The organism is Microlunatus ginsengisoli (assembly GCF_039537205.1).
GTDB lineage: Bacteria > Actinomycetota > Actinomycetes > Propionibacteriales > Propionibacteriaceae > Microlunatus > Microlunatus ginsengisoli.
On the sequence record NZ_BAABAB010000003.1, the window covers coordinates 34,298 to 49,972 of the forward strand.

The window sequence follows — 15,675 nt, forward strand, 5'->3', positions numbered from 1 at the left end:
GGGGGAACTCTCGGAAACGGGGTGGGTCAGCGGGGGGTGACCGCGACCGGGAACTTCTTGATGCCGTTGACGAAGTTGCTGCGGACCCGGGTGACCTCGCCGTTCAGCTCGATCGAGCCGAGCCGCGGGATCAGCTCGGTGAACATCAGCCGGATCTCCATCCGGGCCAGTGCGTTGCCCAGGCACAGGTGCGGGCTGCCCTTGCCGAACGTGACGTGGTCGATGTTGGTCCGGGTCACGTCGAAGGAGTACGGGTTCTCGAACATGTCCTCGTCCCGGTTGCCCGAGGCGAACCACATCACGACCTTGTCGCCGGCGGAGATCTGCTTTCCGCCCAGCTCGACCTCGCGGGTCGCGGTGCGCCGGAAGTGATAGACCGGCGAGGCCCAGCGGAGGAACTCCTCGACCGCGCTCGGGATCAGCTCGGGCCGCTCCTGCAGGATCTTCAGCTGGTCCTGGTGCTGAACCAGGGCGAGCATGGCCTGGCTGATCGTGTGCCGGGTGGTCTCGTTGCCGGCGATCACCAGCAGCAGGAAGTAGTTGTCGAAGTCGGTCGCACTGACCGGCTCGCCGTCTTCGGGGGTCCGGTTCACCAGCATGCTGATCAGGTCCGTGCCGTCGCCGCCCTTGCGTTCGGCGGCGAGCTTGCGGCCGTACTCGAACACCTCCAGGGCGGCCGGGGACCGGAACGGCAGGTGCTTGTACTGGTCGCTGTCCGGGTCGGTGATCAGGTGGTCGGTGTAGTCGGGATCGGTGTTGCCGATCATCTGGTTGCCCCAGTCGATCAGCATCCCGGTGTCGGAGACCGGGACATCGAGCAGCCGGACCAGGACCTGGATCGGGAAGTCGGCGCTGACCTTCTCGACGAAGTCGAACTCGTTGTTCTGCAACGCGTTGTCGACGGTCTCCTTGGTCAGCCCGCGGAGGAAGTCCTCGTACTTGCGGGTCAGTGGACCCTGCGAGAACTCGCGCTGGATCAGCTTGCGCAGCGCCCGGTGCCGCACGCCATCGGTCTCCAAGATGGAGCGGCGCAGGTCCATCAGGTCGTCGTCGACCTCTTCGAGATTGACGTACTTCTCCGAGGTGAAGGTCTCGGGATCCTTGTCGACCGCGCAGATGTCGGCGTGCTTGGTGACCGCCCAGAAGCCGTGGTTCGGCGCGTCCTCCTCGGTCCAGTGCACCGAGTCCTCGCGGCGGAGCGTGTCGAACATCGACCAGCCCTCGTTGCGCGCGAAGGCATCGAGATCGGTCAGGTCGACCTCGGCGAGCGGGATCTCGGGGGTGGGCAGTGACACGATGTCTCCTTCGTTGTGGTCGACGGTGGTTTCGAGAGTCGGGGCTGGCCGGGCTCAGAGGTGATAGGCGTACTCGCGGAACTCCCAATCGGTGACCCAGTGGTTGAAGCGCTCGAGCTCGTTGCGCTTGTAGGTGAGGAACGTCCGGCCGAACTGCGGCCCGAGGATCTCGCCGAAGGCGTCGTCGGCCTCGAACGCCGCGAGCGCGGTGGCCAGGTCACCGGGCAGCATCTCGGCCTTGCTCGGGTCGTAGCCGTAGCCCTCCAGCGCGGCCGGCGGCTCGAGCTCGTCGCGGATGCCGAGATAGGCGGCGGCCAGCAGGCCGGCGATCGCCAGATACGGGTTGGCGCTCGCGTCCCCGAGCCGGAGCTCCAGCCGGGAGGCCTTGCCACGCTCCGGCGGCACCCGCACCATGGCGCTCCGATTGTCCAGGCCCCAGTCGATCAGCCAGGGCGCGAGGGTGTTCGGACCGAACCGCTTGTAGGAGTTGATGGTCGGGTTGCAGACGGCGGCCAACGCCGGGGCGTGCGCGAGGATGCCGGCGATCGCGTGCCGCGCGACCTTCGACAGCCCGTCGGGTCCGGACGGGTCGTCGAACAGCGGGTCCCCGGCGTCGTCGGCGGTGGAGAAGTGGATGTGGAAGCCCGAGCCGCCCTCGTCGTTGAACGGCTTCGCCATGAAGGTGGCCAGCTTGTCCTCGGCGCGGGCGAGCTCCTGGATCGCGGTCTTGAACCTAAAGGCGCGATCGGCCGCGTCCAGCGCCTCGGAGTGCCACAAATTGATCTCGAACTGGCCGCTGGAGAACTCGTGATTGGCCGCGACCACCTCGAGGCCGTACGCGGACAGGTGCCGCAGGGTGCGGATCAGGACGTTCTCCGGGTCGCCCTTCAGGCCGGCGACGTACACGTTGCCGGTGGCCTCGCCGTAGCGCTCCCAGCCGGTCGGGTTCGCCGTGGTCCGTTGCATGACGTAGAACTCGAGCTCAGGGCCGACGATCGGCCGCATGCCGAGCTCGGCGAACCGCTCGATCACCCGTTTGAGCACCGCGCGCGGAGACTCCTCCGAGGGGGTTCCGTCGGCGTTGAACATGTCCGCGATGACGTGCGCGACGCCCGGTTCCCACGGCACCCGTTGCACCGTCGAGATGTCCGGGAACGCGAGCACGTCCGGCAGGCCCGCCTCGATCCCGCCCTCGATCTCCACCACGTCGCCCATCGGCGTGGTGCCGTAGACCGAGCGGCAGAAGGCGACTCCGCTGCTGACGGTGCGAGCGAAGCGGTTGACGAGCACATCGCGACCTCGTTCGCTGCCGATCAGGTCGGCATAGCCGACCCGGAGAACGTCGATGTCCTTCGTCACCAGTTCGGCGGCGGCGTCCTCCAGACCGCTCGTATCGAAATGAACCACGCGAATCCACGCACCTTTGCTGTTGGGGTCGGCAGTCGAGCAAGCGAGTCGTTCGGCCCCGAACAATACCGAGGCGTGGATCACATGGCAAGCGCCGGACCTGTTGCGATCCGTCCCGGTGCGTGGGTATCGTACGGATCCGAACGACCTGGCCGACGACGCGCCAGCAGGGCAAGGCCACCCATCACGACAAGGGAGTTGCTGCATGACCGACGTCAAGGGTTTCTTCTACCCCAGGACCGCCAGCGGCAGGTCGTCGCTGATCCCGTCGCCGCCGTGGTACTACTCCGGCGACCTGCTCACCGTCGAGTACCGGACCGATCCGGCTCGGGTGGCCGAGCTGTTGCCGGCGCCGCTGGAGCTGGCTCCGGAGGACCCCGGCGCCGTCGCGTTCATCTGGGCTGACTGGCAATCCTGCTCCTCCTCGCGCGAGGAGCTGCTGGACCCGGTCCGCTCGCAATACAAGGAGGCGTTCGTCGTCGTCCGCTGCAGCTTCGGCGGTCAGACCTACTCTCGCTGCGTCTTCATCTGGGTCGACAAGGACTTCGCCATCGGCCGCGGGATGCACCAGGGCTACCCCAAGAAGCTGGGCTCGATGTGGCAGACCCGACCCCACCCCTTCGCCCAGGGTGCGCCGCAGATCGCCGCCGGCGGCACCTTCGGTGCCACCTTGGCGGCCGGCGACCGTCGGCTGGCCGAGGCGGTGCTGACGCTGCGCGAGGAGTCGGAGACCAACGGCTTCGTGAACTCCCACAAGATGGCGCACCACCGGGTGTTCCCCGGGATCGCGGCCGGCGCCCCCGACGCGTACGCGGAGCTGATCGAGTCGGGCTCGAGCGAGTTCGAGGCGGGTCCGGCGTGGTCCGGCGACGCCGACCTGCGGCTCTTCGAGTCACCCACCGAAGAGCTCGACCGCCTGCGCGTCGACGAGATCATCGGTGGGTACTACCGGCAGGTGGGCGTGGTGTGGAACGGCGGTCGCTCACTGGCAACGCTGTCCGGGGACACCCGCTCCGGCGCAACAGTTTCCGAACGGGGGTGAGTCGGCACCGTGCGCGAGGGTGAGGCGAGCCTACGATGACCGTCATGCCCGACCGACACACCCTCGCCGAGACCGAGAAGGCGATGAACGCACACGTCGGCGGACTCGCGCTGAACTTTCCCGCAGCCGCAGCCGTCTCCAGCCTGTACCGGGCCGCGAACGCGGTCCGGCTGCACCTGACGAACACGGTTCTGCGCGAGCGTGGACTCACCTGGACCGGTTTCGTCGTGCTCTGGGTCGTGTGGATCTGGGACGGCGTGGAGACCCGGCACGCGGCGGAGAGCGCGGCCATCTCCAAGGCCACCCTGACCGGGGTGGTGAAGACCCTGGAGGCCCGTGGGCTGATCAGCCGGCGGGTGAGCGAGACCGACCGGCGGCTGGTGAACCTGGACCTGACCGCCGAGGGCGACGCCTTGATGCGGGAGCTCTACCCGCTCTTCAACGCCGCCGAGTCCGAGGTGGTGGCCGGTCTGTCCGAGCGGAGTCTGAAGGACCTGACCCGAAGCCTGCGCTCGATCGTCACCGAGCTGGAGGCGCTGGACTCCGGCACCGACGCCGCCGAGGACTGAACGAGCCGTTCCGGCGTCGGGCCCCTCACCCCGCCCGGGTGAATGAGCCGCGCCGCCGGAACCGGCCGTGGACGCTCCCCGATCGGCCTGGCAAGATCTCTCGACGGCCGGGAAAACGCCCGGCCGCAGAACTCGATCCAGCCGGAGGTCGCACCGATGCCCGAAGACCAGCCCGTCCTGAACGCCCTTGCCGAGATCACCGCGGTGTCGCTCGTCCGGGGCACGCTGCCGGCCCGTGAGCACGTCCTGGCCCGGCTCGCCGCGCTGGTCGCGGTGGACGCTCCGACCGCGTCGTACGTGATGAACGTGGACTCCGCGACCGCGACCGGGGTGACGATCGAGGATGTCCAGGGTCTGCTGGTCGCCGTCGCTCCGATCGTCGGCACGGCCAAGGTGGTCTCGGCCTCGGCGAAGATCACCGAAGCCCTCGGCTTCGTGATCGAGCTCGCCGTCGCCGAGTTCGAGGCCGAGCTGGCGGCCGAGCTGGCCGAGGCCGGCATCTCGGTCGACGATCTGGCCGGCGAGGCGGAGCAGACCGACTGAGCGCGCCCGGCAGTCCTACGGGGCCAAACGAACCTCGTCAACCCCTGATCTCACGCGGGTCGCCGCCGCGCCGACGAAGCGCGCGAACAGCGCCGCCTGCACCGGGTCGGTCGCGGCGGAGTCCTCCGGGTGCCACTGGATGCCGAGATACCAGCCGTCGTGATCGCGCAGGGTGACGGCCTCGATCACGCCGTCGGCGGAGTACGCCGCCGGCATCAGTCCGCTGCCCAGCGTGGCGATGCACTGGTGGTGGTAGCACGAGATCGTCGTCGCCGACCCGACGATCTCCCCCAGCGGTGAGTCCTCGGCCACCCGCAACTCGTGCACTCGGTTGAAGTGCGTGCCGGTGGTGTCGGCCATGTCCTGGATCAGATCGCCGCCGAGCGCGACGTTGACGATCTGGTTGCCGCGGCAGATCGCCAGCAGCGGTATCCGGTCGGCCAGCGCGACCCGAGCGACTGCCAGGTCGAACGCGTCCTGCTCCTCGTCCACGCCGTACTGGCTCGGGTGCGGTTGCTGGCCGGACCATCGCGCGGCCACGTCACCCCCACCCGGGAGCAGCACGCCGTCGGCGAACCACAACCGCTCGCGGACCGCGTCGATGTCCACCTCCGCGCCCGGCGCGGACGGATGGATCACCACCGGCTCACCGCCGGCCGCGTAGACCGCCCGGACGAGGGCGCGCGCGGTCACCTCGGCCTCGTAACGCAGCGCCGTGGCGTGCTCGGAGAACCGCGCGGGAATGACGATCAGAGGGCGGCGGGCAGTCATCGACACGGTCTCCTCGAGCTTGTCGGCGGGCTTGACCAATCGCCCGAATCCAAATACGTTTGGGTCCTAACGATACCGGTTCCGACCGGTCGGACGTCAACCTGGGTGGCGATTCCCCGGCCCGACGAACCCAGCGAGCCACGGTCTGCAGAGAGGCGGATACGGATGACGACAGCCCCCATCGAGTGCGTCACGGTCGAGGGCGTCGAGGTCGACACCCGGCACTGGATCGACGGGCAGCGGGTCGCCTCGGAGTCCACGTTCGACGACATCTCCCCGATCGACGAAACCGTGATCGCCACGATCCATGCGGGCGGGGCGAAGGAGGTCGACGCCGCGGTCGCCGCCGCGCAAGCCGCCTTCCCCGCCTGGGCCGGGCTGCCGCGCGCCGAGCGGGCCGAGATCCTGCGGGCTGTGGCCGCCGGCATCGACGAGCGCGCCGAGGACCTCGCCCGGGTGGAGACCCGCGACAACGGATCGCTGCTGCGCTCCCACCGGCGCGGCGTGATGCCGCGAGTCGGGAACAACTTCCGGTTCTTCGCCGACTACCTGGACTCCCTCGATCATCCCGACGGCGACATCCGCGGTCACCGCGAGCGGGTGAGCTACGACCCGGCCGGGGTCGCCGCGATCATCACCCCGTGGAACGCCCCGCTGATGCTGGCGACCTGGCGGATCGGGCCGGCCCTGGCCGCCGGCAACACGGTGGTGGCCAAGCCGCCGGAGTGGGCGCCGCTGACCGCCTCGCTGCTGGCCGACATCACCAAGAAGGCGGGCCTGCCGGACGGGGTGTTCAACGTCGTCCAGGGCACCGGCGCGGAGGCCGGCGCGCCGCTCACCGCGCACCCGGGAATCCGCCGGCTGTCCTTCACCGGTTCGGTCCCGACCGCCGGCGTGATCGCCAAGGCGGCCGCCCCTAACATCGTGCCGCTGTCGTTCGAGCTCGGCGGCAAGTCGCCGCTGGTGGTCTTCGCCGACTCCGACTTCGAGCTGGCCGTCAGTCTGGCGGTCGAGCAGTTCGACAACTCCGGCCAGGTCTGCCTGGGCGCGTTCCGGATCCTGGTCGAGGACTCGATCGCGGAGCGCTTCACCGAGGCCGTGCTCGAGCGCGCCCGGGCCGTGGTCCAGGGCGATCCCCGCGACGAGGCCACCGACATGTCCTGCCTGATCAGCCGGGCGCACTTCGAAAAGGTCGACGGCTTCGTCCGACGGGCCGTCGCCGCCGGCGCCCGGCCGATCCTCGGCGGTGGGCCGAACACCGAGTTGGGGCATCTCTACTACCGCCCGACGATCCTGGTCGACGCCGAGCCGGGCAGCGAGATCCTCACCGAGGAGGTCTTCGGACCGGTGCTGACCATCCAGACCTTCGCCGGGGAAGAGCAGGCGATCGAACTCGCCAACAACACCCGGTTCGGGCTCGCGGCCACCCTGGTCACCGGCGATCCGGAGCGCGCGGAGCGGGTCAGCGCCCGGCTGAACGCGGGCACGGTCTGGGTGAACTGCTTCTTCGTCCGCGACCTGGGCGCGCCGTTCGGCGGCAACGGCCAGTCCGGCATCGGACGAGAGGGCGGGATCTACTCTTTCGACTTCTATACCGACGTCAAGAACACCGTCTTCGCCCCCAACGGCTGGACTCGATAACGACTCACCCGCCCTTCGACGATTTGAAGGCACATCACGCACGCGCCTGAGCTGGTCGAAGGGCAGATGCGCAAGCACCCTTCGACAAGCTCGGGGCGCATACCCGACGAAAGGAATGGAACGACCATGGGTCAGGTGGTAGGCGCGGGCTTCATCGCCCACGTACCGACGATCATGCTGCCGGAAAAGATCCGGCGCGAGCTCAACAACGGCGAGGACTCCACTCTCGTCTCCGGTCTCCAGCAGCTGCGGACGGAGGTGTTCGACACCCTGGACTACGACACCGTGGTGGTGCTGGACTCGCACTGGGCGACGACGGTCGAGTTCGTCGTGACCGCGCAGCAGCGCCGGGCCGGGCTGTTCACCTCCGAGGAGCTGCCGCGCGGGATGACCCGCCGCCCCTACGACTTCCCTGGCGATCCCGAGCTGGCCCACCTAATCGCGTCCAAGGGCGCGGACCACTCCACCTGGATCACCGCGATCGACGACGACCACCTACCGATCTTCTACGCCACCACGAACCTGTGGGAATACCTCGGCCAGGGCCTGCCGGACAAGAAGTGGATCTCCATCGGGGTCTGCCAGACCGCCGACACCGAGGACAACCTCCGTCTCGGCCGGGCCCTCGGCGATGCCATTGCCGAGTCCGACCGGAAGGTCGTGCTGCTGGCCTCCGGCGCGCTGTCCCACACGTTCTGGCCGCTGCGCAAGCTTCGCGACCACGAGGCGGCCGGCGTCGACCACATCTTCACCCCGGAGGCCGCAGCGGCCGACGCCGAGCGGATGGAGTGGTTCGAGGCCGGCGACCACGCCCGGGTGCTGGACACGATGGACGAGTTCTACCGGTTCCGGCCGGAAGCCCGGTTCGGCCACTACCTGATGATGATCGGCGCCCTCGGCGAGGGTGACTGCACCGCCACCGGCCGCCGTTACGGTGAGTACGAGAACTCCGTCGGCACCGGTCAGGTGCACTACTGGTTCGACCGGCCCGACGGCGGCTTCCCGGGACCGCGCCGGACGCCGACCGACCCCCAGTACGTCCGCCAAAACGGCGGCCCCGACCTGCCCGCCGCAGGCTGAGAACGCGGAAGGAGCCTCGCCATGAGTGTTCGGGAATTCCGCCGGATCCTGCTGGACGGCAACGTCGTGGACGTGGTCCGGCACGGCGACGAGCTGGTGGCCGGCGACGGCCGTTCCGTCGGCGTGGGAGAGGCCGTGCACCTCTCCCCCGTCGTGCCGTCGAAGATCGTCTGCGTCCATCTCAACTACTCCTCCCGGGTGGCGGAGATGATGACGAAGCTGCCGCCGGCGCCGACGTACTTCCACAAGCCGGTCTCGGCGCTGAATGCGCACGACGCGGCCGTGGTCCGTCCGGCCGGCTGCAAATGGCTGAACTACGAGGGCGAGATCGCCATCGTGATCGGCCGCACGGCGAAGAACATCTCGCCCGCGGAGGCGGGCGACTACATCCGTGGCTACACCATCGGCAACGACTACGGCCTGCACGACTTCCGCGACACCGACTCGGGGTCGATGCTGCGGGTCAAGGGCGCCGACACCCTGTGTCCGCTCGGGCCGGGTCTGGTCGAGGGGTGGGACTTCCACGGCAAGCAGATCCGGACCATCGTCAACGGTGAGGTCCGCCAAGACGGCAACACCGACGAGATGAAGTGGGACATGCACTATCTCGTCGCAGACATCGCCCGCACGATCACCCTGCAGCCCGGTGACGTCTTGATGTCCGGCACGCCGGCCATCTCGCGGACGGTCTATCCCGGCGATGTGGTGGAGGTCGAGGTCGAGGGTCTGGGCACCTTGCGCAACCACATCGTCGAGGGATCGGCGCCGATCCGCAGCGACGTCGGCGCGCAGCCGACGGAGTCCGAGGAGGTGCTCTCCACCGCTCAGGGCGGGGACTGGGAGTTCCGCGGGATCCGCAAGCCGGATCTGTCCGGCACCCACTGACGCCGGGGCCGGGGCTTCGGCCCCGGCCCCTTCTCGCCCCACGTGGTCACGGGGCCTTATGCCGCCCGACGAAACAACCGGGACTTCGCCCGAATCGCTCGCGCTGTCGTTCGGATCCGAATAATCTTCTGTCGGCGAATGCGCCGCCGTCACCCACCTACTCCAACGAGGGAGTTCTCGTGAGCCAGCAACACGACTCGGCCTCGGCCGACATCGCCAAGCGCGATGCGCACCAGCTTCGCCGCGGCAGCCTGGGCGTCTTCGGCATCGCGTTCTTCGTCATCTCCGCCGCCGCGCCGCTGACGGCGATGGCCGGCGGTGCTCCGGTCGCGATGCTGCTCGGCAACGGCCCGGGAATTCCGCTGGCGTACGTCGTGGTCAGCGTGATCCTGCTGATCTTCGCGGTCGGCTACACCACGATGGCCCGGCACCACACCAGCACCGGCGCGTTCTACAGCTTCGTCGCCCGCGGCCTCCGCCAGCCCTCGGGCGGAGCGGCGGCCCTGATCGCCCTGCTCGGCTACAACGCCATGCAGATCGGGCTGTACGGCCTGTTCGGCGCAGCCGCGGCCGGGTTCTTCGCCGACAACCTCGGCATCACGATCCCGTGGTGGGTGTTCGTGTTCGTCGCGATGGCGATCATCGCGGTGCTCGGCTACCGCCAGGTCGACCTCTCGGTGAAGGTGCTGTCGATTCTGGTCAGCCTCGAGTTCTTGATCGTGCTGATCTTGGACATCGCGATCCTGATCAAGGGTGGCCAGGGCGGCACCGCGCCCCTGACCGCCGCCCCGTTCACCTGGTCCGCCTTCACCAGCGGCTCGATCGCGATCGCGCTGCTGTTCAACTTCGCCTCCTTCATCGGCTTCGAGGCGACCACGATCTACAGCGAGGAGGCGAGGGACCCCAAGCGCACCGTGCCGCGGGCGACGTTCGTCGCCGTGCTGACCATCGGCCTGTTCTACACCGTGACGACCTATCTGATGGTCGAGGGCCAAGGAGCCGCCGGGCTGCAGGAGTACCTCGCCGGGCTCACCCCGGATCCGACCGTGTTCTTGTTCCAGCTGGGCGCGACCTACATCGGCACCGCGCTCACCACCGTGATGTCCCTGCTGTTCATCTCCAGCGTGTTCGCTGCCCTGCTGGCGTTCCACAACGCCGTTGCGCGCTATCTGTTCGCACTCGGCCGCGAGGGGCTGGTGCCCGCCCAGCTCGGCCGGACCCACTCGGTGCACCTCAGCCCGCACATGGGTTCGCTGAGCCAGTCCGTGCTGGCCTTCGTGATCGTGCTGATCTTCGTCGTCACCGGCCAGGACCCGGTGCTGGCGCTGTTCACCTGGCTGACCCAGCTCGGCACCCTCGCCATCATCGTGCTGATGTCACTGGCGTCGGTGGCGGTCGTCGCGTTCTTCGCCCGGCACCGGGAGCTGGAGTCCAACCCGCTGCGGACCCTGGTCGCCCCGATCGTGGGCGGCCTCGCGATGGCCGCGGTCGCGGTCTATGCCGCCTCGCAGTTCGGGCTGCTGATCGGCAACCCGGAGAGCCCGTTGCGCTGGATCCTGCCGGCACTGATCGTGGTGGCGGCCGTGGCCGGCGTGATCACCGCCGTCACCCTCAAGGGCCGCTCCCCCGAGCTGTACGCCCAGATGGGCCGGCACCGCGACATCGACCTGCAGCCCGGCGCCTGACCGGTCAGCGGCGGCGCCGCCGGATCGGCAGCCGGTCCAGGTCGTTGCCGACGTGCACCGTGCCACCGAAGCCCTGCTGACACTTGCGCCGGTACTCGGCGTCGCTCACCCACTTCGGGTTCGACGGGACCAGATGGGACAGCACGAGCGTACGAACGTGCGCCCGCTGGGCCAGGGCGCCGATCTCGGTGGTGAGCGTGTGCCCGACCTTGAAGTGCTCCAGCAGCGGCGCCGGCACGCCCAGTTGCTCGTAGAACTCCAGGTCCAGCACCTCGTGCACGAGGAAGTCCGCCCGGTGCGCCAGCCGGACGACGTTGTCCGAGGCCCGGGTGTCGCCGCTGAACACGACGGAGCCGTCATCGGTGTCGAACCGGTAGGCGAACGACGGGAAGACCGGTCCGTGCGGGACGAGGATCGCGCTCACCCGGACTCGATCGTCCTCGAACACGTCGAACGGGGCCATCGGCGGCGCCGTGTCGCCGAGCGCGCTCGCCCCGGCGGAGGCCGGGGGCAGCACATCGTGGACGTCGATCAGGGTGCGCACATCCCGGATCGCCGTCTCGCGGATGAAGATGTTGTGACTGTAGGCGTAGCCCTCCGTCAGTCGCGCGGTGAGATCGCTGATGCCCGGGGTCGGGTTCTGCGGAGCGACCGTGTCCGCCGGCGGGCTGACCGGGGGTGGGAGTGCACCGGCCGGCCCGGGGCCGTAGACGTGCACCGGGCCGGACAGGTTGTCGTTCGAGTCGTTCGTGACGTTCCCGCCGAGCAGGAAGTAGTTGTAGTAATCGGCCAGGTGATCGGCGTGCTGGTGGGTGATGAAGATCGCCTCGAGGTTGGCGAACAGCAGGCCCGCGTTGAGGTACTGGGTGACGCTGCTCCGACCGGCGTCGATCACGTAGTTGCGGCCACCCACCGTGAGCACCGAGGAGATGCCGGTTCGGACGTAGTCCGGCGGCGGTCCACCCGAGGTCCCGAGCAGGATCAACTGGGTCGACCGCGGCTGGTTCGAGCCGACCGGAAGCGCGGGATGGCGTGGATCGGACCGCGGGTGCGCCTCGGCCGGCGCCGAGACCCCGGCCAGGCCGGCGGCGGCGACCGCCGCCGATGCGCCGAGCAGTCCGCGACGGGATACGTCGGAAGCTGTCATCCATCGACCTCTCTGTCAGACGATGCCTGGCCGAACGTACGGTCCCAAACGAACGGCTGTCAAGGGTTGCCGCCCGGGCGGCAACCGCCGCACCCGCTCGGCAGAGTCCTTACAATCTCGTCGTGCGGGTGACGAGGACTCCGCGGCGGACCGACGTGCCCGGCGCGCTGTGGCGGATGGCGTTCGCCGCCGGGCTGGCGTCGTACCTGGACGCGGCCACCATCATCTCCATCTCGGTGTCGCTGGCGATCTGGCGCAGCCATTACGGGCTCGAGGTCTGGCAGGTCGGGTTGCTGACGGCGGGCCTGGCCTTCGCCATCGCGCTCGGCGCCGTGCTCGGCGGCTGGCTCGGCGACCGGATCGGACGGAACCGGGTCTTCAGCTACGACCTGGGTGTGTTCGTGGTCGGCACGGTCCTGATCCTCGCCGCGACCGACGCGCCGATGCTGATCGGCGGTGTGATCGTGGTCGGCCTCGCCGCCGGCGCCGACGTCCCGACCTCGCTTGCGGTGATCGCCGACGCCGCGCCGGACAGCGCGCGAGGTCGGCTGATCGGGCTGACCCAGACCATGTGGATCGCCGGCATCCTCGCCACCTTCGCCCTCGGCTTCGCCGTGTCCACGCTCGATTTCCGCGGCACGCAGATCATGGTGGCGCACCTGGTCGTGCTGGCCACGATCACGCTGGGACTGCGGCTGCTGCTGAGCGCACGGGACCGGTCGAGCTCGGCCACCACCGTCGTAGCGGTGCCGCCGAGCCCGGACCGGCGCGCCCTGCTGAAGGGGGACGTCGCCCTCCCGTTGCTGGCGACGGGCGGCTTCTTCGTCTTCTGGAACATCGCCTCGACCACCCTGGGCAACTTCGGCACCTACTTCTTGATCACCCAGACGCGCTTGTCGCAGAGCCAGGCGACCGGGCTGGTGCTGATCGCCTTCCCGCCGGCGCTGGTGATGTCGCTAGTGTTCGTCCGGCTCGCCGACACCGTCTGGCGCGACCGGTTGTTCGTGGTCGCGATGGTGCTGCAGATCGCCGCGTTCGGCGTCGGAGCCGTCACGGCGGGAGCGGTCGCCGCCGGAATGGTGGCCCTGGTCGGTCTCTACAGTCTGTCCAACGTCTTCGCCGGCGAGGCGATCTACAAGGTGTGGAGCCAACTGCTGATTCCGGCCCCGGTGCGCGCGTCGGCGCTCGGGTTGACCTACGGCACGGCGCGCGCGGTGGCCGCCGCCTTCATGTTCGCTGTGCCGGCGCTGATCGACGCCAACGGCGGACTGCTGATGGGAATCCTCACGGTGTGCGTGATCGTCTCCGGAGCAGTCGGGCTGGTCATCACCCGGCATCCGCGGCTGTCCGGGCCGCTCCGGGCTCGGCGCGCCTGATCCGAGCCCGGCGACGTCGTCCGGCCCGGGATGTCCTCCGATCGGGGGACGCCCATTCGTCCGGGCGCCCGGACGATCGGCCGATGGCGATCGCGGTCGGCCCGACCGATGATCGATCTGTCGCCGGCAGAGAGCCCGCGGCTCACAAGCCCAGGAGGAACCCATGACCACATCCAGCCACGAGGCAACAGCATTCGACCTGCCAGCTGTCCCCACCTCTCCCGTGGGGCGGCGCACCATCGACCCGAGGCGGTTCTGGGTTGGCAGTGCGCTGTCCGCCGCCATCGCCGCGATGGTGGCGCTGGTCGCCTTGGTGATCGCGCACGGGCTGCTGCACATCCCGGTGCTGGTGCCCGACGACGGCAGGCTGGTCGCCGTCGGCTTCGGCGCGTACTGTCTGCTCGCCGCCGCGATCGCGGTGGTGGCCTCCGCTCTCTACACCGTGATCCTGCACTTCGCGCCGCGACCGCGGCTGTACTTCGGCTGGATCGCCGCCCTGGGCACGGCCCTCGCCGTGCTGCTGCCCCTCACCACCGGCGCCGCGCTGGTCGACCAGCTGGCGCTGGCGACGACCAACTTCGTCGTCGGCATGGTGATCACCTTCCTGGTCCCGGTTGCCGCCGCCCGCGCGCGGTGAGCGGCCGGGAGCCGACGACGAGTCAGCCGGTGGTGACCGGGTCGAAGGAGACCTCGGCGCTCTGCACCGTCCCGGCCGTCCGGCCCGGCGCGCTCTGGAAGTCCCAGTAGAGATTCGTGTGCGCGATCACCTGCTCCGGCGGCGGCGCCCCGTAGGCGGTGAGGTCCTCGGTGGTGTGCGCGTCGGCGACCAGGATCGTGTCGTAGCCGCGGGTGAAGGCGCCGTGCAGGGTGGACCTGACACAGGCATCGGTCTGCGCTCCGGTCACGATCAGCCGGCCGACTCCGCGCTCGGCGAGCACCGACTCGAGCTCGGTGGCCTCGAAGGAGTCGCCGTAGCGCTTCGGGATCAGCGGATCGGCCTCGCCGCGGCGCAGCTCCGGGACGTACTCCCACGCGTCGCTGCCTTCGACCAGTTCGTCGCTCGAGTGCTGCACCCAGATCACCGGGACGTCGGCGCTGCGGGCGCGATCGACCAGCGTCTGGATCGCGGCGACCACCTCGTCGCGTCTCGGCGCGCCGGCGACGACGCCGTTTTGGACATCGATCACGACGAGAGCGGTGTTCGGTCGATCGGTCAGGGTCGTCATCGGATCCTCCTGAATCGGCTGCCCCGGCCGGTCGCCGGGTCTCTGCGTCCGAGCCTAGGGACGGGTACTGACAGTCATGCCCGACCGGCCGTCGCGACCGGCGGACCGACGGCGGGAGAACCGCTGCCCGGCACCCGCCACGGCCATGGCCAGGAGTGCGAGGGCGATCACCACGGCCACGGTCGCCGGCCAGCCGCGGGACACCCAGACGAAACCGACCAGCCAGCCGATCACGGCCGAACCGGTGTAGAGCGCGACGTTGTAGAGCGCGGTCGCCTGGGCGCGGCCGACCCGGGCGCGATGGCCGACCCAGGCCGACGCGGTGGCATGGGCGACGAACGTGCCGGCGGTCAGCACCAGCAGTCCGGCGACGACCAGGACGAGTGAGGGGCCGAGGGTCAGCACGGCGCCGACGATCATTGCCGCGGTGCCGGCGAGGAGCACCGCCGGCCGGCCGAAGCGCGGGATCCAGCGCCCGACCAGGCGGGACGACACCGTGCCGGCGCCGTACGCGGCGAAGATCAGCGATGCGACCACCGTCGGCAGCCCGAACTCGGGCCCCTCCAGCCGGAACCCGAGATAGTTGTACACCGCGACGAACCCGCCCATGATCAGCATCGGCTGGAGATAGAGCGCCACCAGCAGGGGGTCGGATACGCAGGCCCGGACGTTGCCGGCCAGCACGCGCAGGGACGGCCGGACCGGTGCGTACGCACGGGCGGGCGGCATCAGCCGGAGGAACACGACCGCAGCCGCCAAGCACACGGCCGCGACGCCAGCCAGGGCGAGCCGCCAGCCGGCCACCGCGGCCAGTGGGCCGGCGATCAGCCGGCCGCAGGCCCCGCCGACAGTGGTTCCGGAGATGTATGCGGCCGCGGCGACCGGGGTATGCCGCCCGTCGACCTCGTCGTGCAGGTAGGTCATCGCCAGCGCCGGTAGCCCACCGAGGGCCAGTCCCTCGACGAACCGGAGCGCGAGCAGCGTCTCCACGTTCGGGCTGAGGGCCAC

15 protein-coding genes are annotated in these 15,675 nt (G+C 69.6%); 9 read left to right on the forward strand and 6 right to left on the reverse strand.

From position 1 onward, the window contains the following. Positions 1-26 precede the first annotated feature (26 nt). A complete protein-coding gene (locus ABD747_RS01430; protein ID WP_344801286.1) occupies positions 27-1,295 on the reverse strand; it encodes a cytochrome P450 in 1,269 nt (422 codons plus the stop codon). 54 nt (positions 1,296-1,349) lie between these two features. Beyond that, positions 1,350-2,702 (reverse strand): glutamine synthetase family protein, encoded by a 1,353-nt coding sequence (locus ABD747_RS01435; protein ID WP_344801287.1) that lies wholly within the window; start codon positions 2,700-2,702, stop codon positions 1,350-1,352. Between the two features lie 205 nt (positions 2,703-2,907). On the opposite strand from ABD747_RS01435, the gene ABD747_RS01440 reads away from it, so the two are divergent. The 3 genes from ABD747_RS01440 (at position 2,908) to ABD747_RS01450 (ending at position 4,856) form a co-directional block, all read left to right on the forward strand. Beyond that, positions 2,908-3,744, forward strand: coding sequence for an acetoacetate decarboxylase family protein (locus ABD747_RS01440; RefSeq protein ID WP_344801288.1), 837 nt, complete (start codon positions 2,908-2,910; stop codon positions 3,742-3,744). Positions 3,745-3,788: 44 nt separating this feature from the next. Then, complete coding sequence (locus tag ABD747_RS01445; RefSeq protein WP_344801289.1) at positions 3,789-4,313, forward strand: MarR family winged helix-turn-helix transcriptional regulator; 525 nt, start codon at positions 3,789-3,791, stop codon at positions 4,311-4,313. Between the two features lie 156 nt (positions 4,314-4,469). Further along, positions 4,470-4,856 carry a carboxymuconolactone decarboxylase family protein gene (locus tag ABD747_RS01450; protein ID WP_344801290.1) on the forward strand — a complete coding sequence of 129 codons (387 nt, stop codon included), beginning with the start codon at positions 4,470-4,472 and terminating at the stop codon, positions 4,854-4,856. 15 nt (positions 4,857-4,871) lie between these two features. Here the strand turns inward: ABD747_RS01450 and ABD747_RS01455 are convergent, their stop codons facing one another. Further along, positions 4,872-5,627 carry a gamma-glutamyl-gamma-aminobutyrate hydrolase family protein gene (locus ABD747_RS01455; protein WP_344801291.1) on the reverse strand — a complete coding sequence of 252 codons (756 nt, stop codon included), beginning with the start codon at positions 5,625-5,627 and terminating at the stop codon, positions 4,872-4,874. Between the two features lie 165 nt (positions 5,628-5,792). On the opposite strand from ABD747_RS01455, the gene ABD747_RS01460 reads away from it, so the two are divergent. The 4 genes from ABD747_RS01460 (at position 5,793) to ABD747_RS01475 (ending at position 10,918) form a co-directional block, all read left to right on the forward strand. Beyond that, positions 5,793-7,268: an aldehyde dehydrogenase gene (locus tag ABD747_RS01460; RefSeq protein ID WP_344801292.1), complete on the forward strand. Its 1,476-nt coding sequence runs from the start codon at positions 5,793-5,795 to the stop codon at positions 7,266-7,268. Positions 7,269-7,394: 126 nt separating this feature from the next. Then, the gene (locus ABD747_RS01465) at positions 7,395-8,348 is read left to right on the forward strand and encodes a DODA-type extradiol aromatic ring-opening family dioxygenase (RefSeq protein ID WP_344801293.1); all 954 of its coding nucleotides are present in this window, start codon (positions 7,395-7,397) and stop codon (positions 8,346-8,348) included. Between the two features lie 21 nt (positions 8,349-8,369). Next, a complete protein-coding gene (locus ABD747_RS01470) occupies positions 8,370-9,233 on the forward strand; it encodes a fumarylacetoacetate hydrolase family protein (RefSeq protein ID WP_344801294.1) in 864 nt (287 codons plus the stop codon). 179 nt (positions 9,234-9,412) lie between these two features. Next, on the forward strand, positions 9,413-10,918 hold the full coding sequence (locus ABD747_RS01475; RefSeq protein ID WP_344801295.1) for an APC family permease: 1,506 nt from the start codon (positions 9,413-9,415) through the stop codon (positions 10,916-10,918). Between the two features lie 4 nt (positions 10,919-10,922). Here ABD747_RS01475 and ABD747_RS01480 read toward each other — a convergent pair whose 3' ends face one another. Next, a complete protein-coding gene (locus ABD747_RS01480; protein ID WP_344801296.1) occupies positions 10,923-12,065 on the reverse strand; it encodes an MBL fold metallo-hydrolase in 1,143 nt (380 codons plus the stop codon). 122 nt (positions 12,066-12,187) lie between these two features. On the opposite strand from ABD747_RS01480, the gene ABD747_RS01485 reads away from it, so the two are divergent. Together ABD747_RS01485 and ABD747_RS01490 are read left to right on the forward strand one after the other, a co-directional pair. Continuing rightward, complete coding sequence (locus ABD747_RS01485) at positions 12,188-13,441, forward strand: MFS transporter (protein WP_344801297.1); 1,254 nt, start codon at positions 12,188-12,190, stop codon at positions 13,439-13,441. Between the two features lie 163 nt (positions 13,442-13,604). Continuing rightward, positions 13,605-14,078 (forward strand): DUF6069 family protein, encoded by a 474-nt coding sequence (locus ABD747_RS01490; protein WP_344801298.1) that lies wholly within the window; start codon positions 13,605-13,607, stop codon positions 14,076-14,078. 22 nt (positions 14,079-14,100) lie between these two features. Here the strand turns inward: ABD747_RS01490 and ABD747_RS01495 are convergent, their stop codons facing one another. Together ABD747_RS01495 and ABD747_RS01500 are read right to left on the reverse strand one after the other, a co-directional pair. Then, positions 14,101-14,667, reverse strand: coding sequence for a cysteine hydrolase family protein (locus tag ABD747_RS01495; RefSeq protein WP_344801299.1), 567 nt, complete (start codon positions 14,665-14,667; stop codon positions 14,101-14,103). Between the two features lie 54 nt (positions 14,668-14,721). Then, the coding region (locus tag ABD747_RS01500; protein ID WP_344801300.1) for an MFS transporter at positions 14,722-15,675 on the reverse strand (954 nt) is incomplete at its 5' end.